The sequence below is a fragment of the Methanolacinia paynteri genome (assembly GCF_000784355.1).
Taxonomy (GTDB): Archaea; Halobacteriota; Methanomicrobia; order Methanomicrobiales; family Methanomicrobiaceae; genus Methanolacinia; species Methanolacinia paynteri.
Window position 1 is genome coordinate 7918 of the sequence record NZ_KN360932.1, and the last position, 10185, is coordinate 18102.

Here is a 10185-nt window from a genome sequence, read left to right on the forward strand (position 1 = left end):
TAAGAACGGCTAAACTTATTGAATGGCATAACTGGCTCGAATCTCTGGATGATGCGACCCTGAAGAGACAAAGAGACGCACTGCAGGCACTGGACCCGATGATTATTAAAGAGTTCGAAGGCGTGGATCTCGTCATGGATATGATTGAAGCGGAGATCGCCTATCGGAAGATGTGTTGAGGACCTCAGTGTAAAACGATGATCCGGGTTCGGCCCTCTCTTGCCCGGGTTGTTCGGTGGTGCTCAACCAAGAAGGAGCTATCCGGATTGAAGAGTCTGCGGAGGAAGCGAAAGAGAGTGACGACTATAATATGCTTCCTGATAAGCTGAAAAAGGATCTTGGAATTGCTTGATTTTTGTTGGAGCTTCAGATATTTTTTAATTATCATATACCCTTTACATTCGGTCATGTTTTATCTTAGATGAGTAAAAATACTAATTGAGGGCAGTCAGTGACAACCGCTGAAATTCTTGAAAAAATGACTGATGCAGGGAAATTTGAAAGGTTGGTTACTTCAATTTTAAGAAAACAAAATTCTGAATATGCACAAATTATATTATCTGGACAAAATTCAGAAGGGAAAACGATAAAAGCACCATGTGACGGAATTTGCTTAGTATCGGGTTCAAGCCCCCCTAAATATATAATGGCTGAACATACAATAACATCGAGCGATGGTTTGGAAAATAAGTGGTTGTTTGATCAAACTGAGCATACAAGAAATAAAAGCACTCCTGATGGAGATGTCATAAAAGCAATTCGGGAAGCAAAAGAAAGACGTAATTTATACCCAAATGCAGAATTTTTACTCATCCTAACAACAAATAGAATGTTGTCTTTTGGAACAAAGGGCGATCCTCTTTACTATAAGGTTACAGATAAATGTAGTGAATTTGGTATAGAGTGCGACGTCTGGGAACTTTCCAGGATAACATACTATTTAGATTATAATCGCGATGGGCAATATTTAAGAAAAAAGTTCTTAGGTATCGAAGCAGAATTACTTTCTGAAGAGCTATTAAAAGATATTTGCTATGAGAATCTTGGCCTCTATAAAGATGAATCCTTTATCAGTAATGGCTCTTTACAGATCAGAAAATTAGATTCTCTTGTGAGTGATGAAATTAATAATTCATCACATGTCCTTCATTTTTTAATCGGCGAATCTGGTTATGGAAAAAGCACGATCTCATATAAATTATTAAAAAATTATTTAGATGGTGGTAAATATGGTCTTTGGATTCCTGCTTCTTATTTTGAAGAGTTAGAATCTCTTGATTCTATTATTGGAAAAATTCTGAAAAAGTTTAATCCTTGTATTGAGCCAAATTCCAGTGAAGAATTATGGGATTTTGTAGAGAAAACAGGGAAATTATTAATTATTGTTGACGATGTCAATAAAGAAAACGATTCTGAAAGAATAATTCATAAGATAATATCATTAGTCTCTAAATATGATCCAAAAAATGATAAAGGAAAGGTTATAAATTCACCTTTTTTGATCTTATGCCCAATTTGGCCTAAAATTTGGACATCCATTTCTACAGAGATCAAAAACAAATCACATATAAACATAATTGAAATCGATAAATATACTCTTGATGAAGCTGGAAGCATAATAATTGATGGTTATAATCGAGCCGGATATCAAATTACAGAAATTGATTCAAACCAATTGGCAATAAAACTTGGTTGTGATCCATTTCTTATCAATTCTTACTTAGAAACATTGAAAACTGTTAATCCATCACAAATTGCGAAAAACGCAGATAATGTAATAGATCAATTTATTGAATCAAAAATTGAGAAATGTTCTAAAAAATCGCCAAATTCTTATTCCCCTCAAGAATATGAGCAACTGCTTGAACAGATTTCTTACAATATGTTAGAGAAGAAAAAATTTCTTCCATCATTTAATGAAATTAAGGATTGGTTACAAGGAAATTCTGAAGATGTAAAGATATTTCGTGAATTAGTTAAAGATAAATCGTTATGCTGTCTTGACGATCAAGGAAAGCTCATTTTCCGCCATGACAGAATAAGATTTCATTTATTGACACGTTCAATTTTGCATGTTATTAAAGATAGTTCAAATAGAAAGGATGTACTTTCTGATCCATATTATGCGGAAATAATAGGGCAGTCCCTATTATTAAATGAGCAAGAAGTCAGCTTATTAAAGGAAATTCAAGAATGTAATATCTTAGCTCTTTTTGAAGCTTTTAAGCAGTTTGGAGATCCCGAGACTGATTATCAAAACACTATTTTGGATTTAATCTTTGAATCTATTGATAAAATATCCGAAAATCAAACTCAAAACGATTCACTTCTTAACGAAATCTGTTGGCAACTTGTATATACCGATTCGAAGTGCGTAGGCAAAATTTCAGAAAAATTATCGAAATCTCTTTTAATCCAATTGGCTAGAATTAGAAATGGCAATGTTAAAAGCGGGATAGATTTCTGTAAAGATCCGGATTTCATCGGTCTGAGAAATCCATTCTGGGAAAAAATATTTGAGCATGCAAAAGCAAAGCATTTGAAACAAATTCAGAATGACCTAAAAATAATATTGGAATCCTCTAAAATAACAGATGAAGAAAGATATGGTGCCTTAAATTTTGCAGGCTCAATGCAACTTCCAGATATTCAAAACGAAATCTCAACCTGTTGGATAAATACAAAAGATAAAAAAACGGTTCTACCTGCGGCAATTTGGGCCGGCATAAACTGTTGTAAAAAAGATACCTCGAAAACATTAGATCCCATCTTTAAATATTGGTCTAGTATGCCGCATGAAGGTGAACCTGGTCTTCTTTCGGAATTAGAGGATCTATCTGATGAAATTAGGCTCTCCTTGCAGAATCGTAGGCATCTACCTAAAAGTATGATTGAATATTTAATTTCACAAGCACAAGAACACGATTCTTTAAAATGGGCCATTGAAAATATTTTATATGTCGTTGATGATCCAGACGCAATTCAATTCGTTATCAAGAAATCAGTTGATTATTTCAGTATCCATTCCATAATAGATGTGTGGGATTATAAAAACCAGACATATGGAAAAAAATTATCACAAAATACGTTAGATCGATTGGAGTTTATTTGGGAAGATAATGGAGAAAATGAAAAAATTAGGAAAAATGCTTTTTCTTTATGGAAAACCGCTGCTGAATCAAGTATTTTAACTAAACTCCAGGATATTCCTGCAGAATCTCCTGTTTTTAAGGATGCCATCACATTAAGGATTCGGTTGGAAGATTACTCTGCATTACCGGATTATGTGAAATTGATTTCTGAAAACCCACGATATTTATTTGTCGCACATAACTTATGGTGCGAAGATGTTAAAGCTGCAGTTGAAATCTATCTTGATTCCCTGAAAGAAAACCTCCCAGATGATTTTACCGGGGGATTCGAAGAGGTGCACTATATTCTATCAAGCTTACTGATGTCTATCCCAATTGAGGCCGCGGATGAATTATTATTGAAATATTGGGATACGCTAAAATTCAGTCCATTGTTTATTCAAACTGCTTTGTACGTTGGGTCTCCAAAATCACTTGAGCTTGCTGAAAATGCAATAAATGAATGCCCTCGCGAAATTGATGTTTTTAGACTTGTCTCGCATAGATTATGGATAAATGATCAAGGGCGACAAAGATATCCTACACTTGATAGATTGAATAATTTACTCCCATATTTAGATCGTTTTTCGGAGAGTGAATTATCATCACTTGCTTCAATCTGTGAAAGTTGTGGTTTTAGTAAATGGGGTAACGCTCATCTTACTAAATATCTTTCTGAAGAGTATAACAAGAGATATCATCCTTCTGATGATGAGATAATAGATTTTCTAAAAAATACTGCTAAAGAAAAACATGGATTGTCTCATATACAATGGTTTTGGTTAAATAAATTTGAAAATAGAGCGGTGTCAAAAGATCGATTATCTAATATCATTAATCAAATGTTAGAGACCGATCAATCTTTAGAAACATTCCAAATTGCAGCAATTTATTTAAAAATGAAAGGCAGTCGTAAAGATTTAAAAATTCTTGAGAAATACGAGATTAAAGGTTCAAAAAAAGAAATATCAGACCTTAAAAACGATGTCAAATTTCAGGTATACAGACGCACACTAGAATGATTGTTCTCTCCTTAAATAGATATTAGAAAACGCCCGAATGCCTCTCCTGAATAACCGCCCAAGCAGCCGTGCGAATCCGCTCCTCAAATCTTTTCGTCGCTCCCCTGCACGGCACTGTAAACCTCCTCTTGCAAACGCGGGTCTCCGTCAAACAGGTAAGCCGGTCGCTCTGATGAGCGACAGCCATACTCCGTTTGCCGTTTTACCCCCGCATTCAGTCGGTCGCGGTTGAGCACCGGCTGAGGTAGATCTAAATGACTACAAAAATGAACAGAAACGGGGCGGCTACCCCGCAAAAGATTGCCGCCCGCATAGCTCTCGTCGAGCTAAGTATCGAATTCGACCAGAAAACATATCAGCTTTTCGCTGACCTGCCCGCAGAGGTGGACTAAATGTCCCGACTGAGCGATGCCATTCCTCTGCATGCACTTGAAGACATTGCACTCCTCGATGAGCGTGCAATCGAGCTTGAACGAAGGGCAAACTTGATGCTCTACGAGGCCGAAGACCTCCGCCGGCGGGGAGAGTACATCCGTGAACACTATCGCGACGAGGTCGAAAAGCACGGATACGATGAATGTGTCCGCCGGGCCCAGACTGATGACAACTGCTACACTGCCAGGGCAAGGGGTGTTTGCTGATGGCAAACGTCTACGAGATGGTCCGGGAGAGGATCATCTCCTCTCTTTCCTCCGGAACGATCCCCTGGCATCAGTCGTGGAAGAACCTGTCGCCGTGCAACCTCCTGACAGGAAGGCCCTACCGGGGCATCAACCGTCTCCTGCTCTCCGGTCACGAATGGTGGGGGACGTACCGGCAGATCAAGCAGCTCGGGGGGTATGTCCGAAAAGGCGAGAAGGCATCCGGACTTGTTGTCTTCTGGTCCTTCGAAGAGGCAAGGCCGATTGTGAACGACCAGGGCGACGAGGTCCTTGTGATGTCGCAGCGGGAAAAGCCGCTTGTCAGGTATTACTGGGTCTTCAACCTCTCGCAGTGCGAAGGGATCGAGAAGGAGGAGGTCGGCGAGGTCCGGGCGATCACGTCCTGCGATGAAGTGATCGAAAGGAACTCTCCGAAAGTAACCCAGGGGCCGCCGGCCTATCTTCCGGCTGCGGATATCATCCACATGCCCGATATGGAGCGGTTCGAATCTCCGGAAGAATATTACTCGACCTACTTCCATGAACTGACTCACTGGACCGGGCATGAATCCCGCCTGAAGCGCCCGGGAATAACCGGGCCGATCAAGTTCGGGAGCGAGCGGTATTCCCGCGAGGAGCTGACGGCGGAGATGGGTTCTGCTTTCCTGTGTGCGATGACCGGGATCGATATGCCCGTCATCGACAACCAGGCGGCCTATGTCGCGGGATGGCTCCGGCACATCCGGAACGGCACGGCCGTCGATGTCATCCGGGCCGCGGGAGATGCGCAGAGGGCGGCCGACTTCCTCACCGGGGGCGGGGAGGAATGAATTCTCTTTTTTTTTGTGTACCGGCCGGGATTGCTCGCTCTCGCACTAACTCTTCGAGTAAGTGCTTCGCATGAAACAAGTTCATGCTCAATGCCGGAACCCATTCGGATTCCAGCGAGCTTCGCAACACCGGCCTTGTTTTTCTCCGGTTGAGCTGGTTCGTATCACGCCCGCAGGGTCCTCGACTTTTCGTCTCGGCCCCTGCCGGCTGTGTGTGGTGTGTCCCCGCTTCGCGAAATTCTTCGAATATCGCTTGCGGCTGAATAGCAATAATTTGAAGGAAACAATTTTTGTTTATTGGGAAATCATGTATCCAATATAAATCACAATGCTTATCTGTCCTGATTGGTTATCCATCATCTATCCGGGTGTTATGCATATGCCTGGAACTACCAGTGGGGGTGAAATACATTGTGAATGTGCAGAAAAACAATCCTGACGTTTTTGTAAGTTACTTGAGCCGTGACTGTGAACAAGTGCTCGGAGATCGATGCATTTTTTCAGAGGCTAAAAGGCATTATCTGGAATCAATGGATGGTCATCTCTTCCAATTTCGATGAGATTCAGTAGCGAGGCTGATTGAGGTGATACTTGATGTATAAGCAAAATATTGAAAGAAAAATCCAAGAATTAAATGAAGAACTCTTTCGCCTGTATGATGAAGGTCAATATAACAAAGCTGTGGAGATTGCCATACAGGTTGTAAAACTATCTGGAGAATGTTATGGCAAGGATCATCCCTACTACGCGACCAGCCTGAACAACCTTGCTGGGCTGTATTATTCTATGGGTAACTACTTTGCTGCTGAACCTCTTTTCCGCCAGGAAATTGAGATCACACGGAAAACCCTGGGTGAAGAGCACCCTGATTACGCGACCAGTTTAAACAACCTTGCTACGTTGTATTGTTCGTTGAGGAATTACTCAGCTGCTGAACTTCTCTATCGTCAAGAAATGGATATCTGGCGGAGAGTTCTTGGTGAGGAGCATCCTATCTTCCTTGCCTGCCTGAATAAACTTGCATCGCTGTATAAATCGATGGGAAACTACGCGGCAACCGAATCTATCTATCGCCAAGAAATGGATATCTGGCGGAGGGTTCTTAGTGAAGAGCATCCTATCTACCTTGCTTGCCTGAACAATCTCGCATCGCTGTATTATTCGATGGGAAACTACTCGGCTGCCGAGCCCCTCTACCACCAAGCGATGGAGATCAGACGGAAGACACTGGGCGAAGAGCATTCCGACTACGCGACCAGCCTGAACAACCTCGCAGCGCTGTATAAATCGATGGGGGACTATTCGGCTGCCGAGCCCCTCTACCGCCAAGCGGTGGAGATCTTTCGTAAGACACCGGGCGAGGAACTGTACTACGCAACTAGCTTGAACAACCTCGCACTGCTTTATCATTCGATGGGTAACTACACGGCTGCCGAGCCCCTCTACCGCCAAGCACTAGAGATCACGTGCAAGGCCCTGGGTGAGGAGCATCCCAACTATGCGGCTACCCTGAGCAACCTCGCAGCACTGTATAAATCGATGGGTAACTACTCGGCCGCCGAACTCCTCTACCGCCAAGCACTGGAGAACACGCGCAAGACGCTGGGCGAAGATCACCCAGACTATGCACTGACCCTCAACAACATTGCGTCGCTGTATGAATCGATGGGTAATTACTCGGCCGCCGAGCTCTTCTACCGCCAAGCGATAGAGATCTTTCATAAGACATCGGGCGAGGAGCACCCCAACTACGCGGCCAGCCTGAATAATCTCGCAGGGCTGTATAAATCGATAGGTAATTACTCGGCCGCCGAACTCCTCTACCGCCAAGCGATGAAGATCAGACGGAAGACACTGGGCGAAGAGCATTCCGACTACGCGACCAGTCTGAACAACCTCGCAGCGCTGTATGACTCGATGGGAAACTACAGGGCGGCCGTGCTCCTCTACCACCAGGCGATGGAGATCTTACGTAAGACACTGGGTGAGGAGCACCCAGACTATGCGAGCAGCCTGAACAACCTTGCAGTGTTGTATGTCTCGAAGGGAAACTATAGTGCTGCCGAGCCGCTCTACTACCAAGTACTGGATATCTTGCGTAAGACACCGGGCGAGGAGCACCCCAACTACGCGACCAGCTTGAACAACCTCGCACTGCTTTATCATTCGATGGGGGACTACACGGCTGCCGAGCCCCTCTACCGCCAAGCGATGGAGATCAGACGGAATGCCTTTGGTGAGGAGCATCCCGACTATGCGAGCAGCCTGAAAAACCTTGCATGGCTACTTGTTAAACAAGATAAACCAGATAATGCTCTCACTCTTATGCAAAAAGCATCTCAGATAGAGCGAAAGATGATCCAGCAGATTTTCTCCATCGTTTCAGAGAAGCAGCGGATGGAGTACCTCAAATCGATTCAGGACGATCTTGATACCTATCTATCCCTCGTACATCAACACTTTGCAGCTGATGAACAGGTCGTGCAGGAAGCACTCGATCTCATTCTTACCCGAAAAGCGATCGCCGCCGAGGCGTTGGCCGCCCAGCGGAATGCTATCCTGATAAGCAAGTATCCTCATCTCAAAGAACAACTGAGGACGATCCAGATATTAAGAATGCAGATTGCCCAGAAGACGCTCGCCGGGCCGGGAAGGGAAGGACTCGAAGAACACCATAAGATCCTTTCATCTTGGGAAGAGCAGAAGGAACGGCTTGAAGCCGAACTCGCCCGCCAGATTCCCGAAATCCAGCTGGATGAGCATTTCCAGAAGACAAACCGAAAGGTTGTTGCACAACATTTACCAGCGGGATGTGCATTGGTAGAATTTGTCTGTTTCCATGAATCCGACTTTTCAGCAGTTCCTGCACGAGGAGAACATTGGTGGAAACCTGCCCGGTACTGCGCCTTTGTTCTTCGCTCAAGTGAACCAGACACGGTGTTTTTTGTGGATCTCGGCGAAGCAGGGCAGATTGACCAATTCATCACACTTTATCGGCAGTGGTTGAACGATAATGAACAATCACCAGACGGCGAGCGTGAGATTGGTCTTCTCCTATATTCCAGCATCATTAAACCGATCCATAAGGTACTCTCTGATTGCGATCGGCTCATTCTTGCACCCGACGGGGAACTCAGCACCATTCCATTCGAGGTAATCCCAACAGAAGAAGGCGATCGATTGATCGACAACTACCACATCAATTACGTAGGCGTAGGCAGGGATCTCCTCAAATTAGGAGTGGAGTTGTCCACTGATCGGCAAAAGCCATTTGTACTGGCTAATCCGGATTTTGATCTGACTCTGGAGAAACCTTCATCAATGCCTCAGAGTGCATCCATTGTAAACAGGGTATCACGTGACCTTAATCGGGGATCCCTGTATTTTCCCCCTCTGCGAGGAACTAAGATCGAGGGAAATAATATCGCCCAAATGCTCAAAGTTCGACCCCTTATGGAGGGAGAAGCGCTTGAACAGACACTCAAAGCCGTCCAGTCTCCTTCTATCCTCCATATCGCTACCCACGGTTTCTTCCTAGAAAACCAGGAGCTCGATCCGAAAAAGGAAAGTCAAGCCCTTGGCGGATCTGGCGGTGTAGAGGTGCAGCGCTTTTCCGGCCCCGGGTTTGAAAATCCGCTTCTCAGGTCGGGTTTGGCTCTTGCCGGTGCAAATACCTGGGCAAAGCAAGGTAAGCTACCCCCCGAAGCAGAGGACGGGATTCTCACCGCAGAGGACGTGACTGGTCTTGATCTCACCGGCACCGAACTCGTCGTGCTTTCCGCCTGCGAGACTGGTCTTGGAGAGGTTATGGTAGGCGAGGGTGTATTTGGGCTCCGCCGGTCGTTCATGCTCGCCGGTGCAAAGACACTCGTTATGAGTCTATGGAATGTATCTGATTTTGCGACCCAGGAGTTGATGGAGGAATTCTATACAAGAATCCTTGCAGGTGTGCCACGTGCAGATGCTCTCCGGGAGGCACAACTTGAAATTCGGAAAGATTATCCTGATCCAAGGGACTGGGGAGCGTTCATCTGCCAAGGTGATCCCGGGGTGCTTGCAAGCGATACGAGAGCACTCCAAAAATCAGGAACTTCCTCTCATAATAGTCTAGGGGACAATGGAGATGTCCATGAAATACCCTTCTAGAACTCGATACCAAACGAGAGCACATCTTTGCGATAGTCCAGAAGAGCCAGCCGTGGATCGGTGGATGGTCATCTCGTTATATTTCGATGTGACTCAGTAGAGCGGGGCTGGTTGAGGTGATAGTAAATGCATGAGCAAGATATTGAAAGAAAAATCCAGGAATTAAATCAAGAATTCTTACGCCTAAATCAGGATGATAAATATGACACAGCTGTGGAAATTGCCATACAGATTGTAAAACTATCCAGAAAATATTATGGTGAGGAACACCCCGACTACGCGACCAGCCTGAACAACCTCGCCGGGGTGTATAATTCGATGGGTAACTACTCGGCTGCCGAACCACTCCTCCGCCAGTCAATGGAGATCCGGCGAAAAACTCTGGGCGAGGAACATCCTGACTATGCACAGAGTC

6 protein-coding genes are annotated in these 10185 nt (G+C 44.4%); all 6 read left to right on the top strand.

What is annotated here, in order from left to right:
• Window positions 1-451: 451 nt before the first annotated feature.
• Window positions 452-4153: an NACHT domain-containing protein gene (locus tag METPAY_RS08145; RefSeq protein ID WP_157199036.1), complete on the top strand. Its 3702-nt coding sequence runs from the start codon at window positions 452-454 to the stop codon at window positions 4151-4153.
• A gap of 254 nt (window positions 4154-4407) precedes the next feature.
• The gene (locus METPAY_RS14925; RefSeq protein WP_157199037.1) at window positions 4408-4545 is read left to right on the top strand and encodes a hypothetical protein; all 138 of its coding nucleotides are present in this window, start codon (window positions 4408-4410) and stop codon (window positions 4543-4545) included.
• A complete protein-coding gene (locus tag METPAY_RS08150; RefSeq protein ID WP_048151173.1) occupies window positions 4546-4794 on the top strand; it encodes a hypothetical protein in 249 nt (82 codons plus the stop codon).
• Window positions 4794-5624: an ArdC family protein gene (locus tag METPAY_RS08155; RefSeq protein WP_048151175.1), complete on the top strand. Its 831-nt coding sequence runs from the start codon at window positions 4794-4796 to the stop codon at window positions 5622-5624. Before METPAY_RS08150 ends, METPAY_RS08155 begins: the two co-directional genes overlap by 1 nt.
• A 594-nt stretch (window positions 5625-6218) precedes the next feature.
• The gene (locus METPAY_RS08160) at window positions 6219-9770 is read left to right on the top strand and encodes a CHAT domain-containing tetratricopeptide repeat protein (protein WP_052418737.1); all 3552 of its coding nucleotides are present in this window, start codon (window positions 6219-6221) and stop codon (window positions 9768-9770) included.
• Between the two features lie 126 nt (window positions 9771-9896).
• Window positions 9897-10185, top strand: a 289-nt coding sequence (locus tag METPAY_RS08165) for a tetratricopeptide repeat protein (RefSeq protein ID WP_157199044.1), incomplete at its 3' end; no start/stop codon positions are given.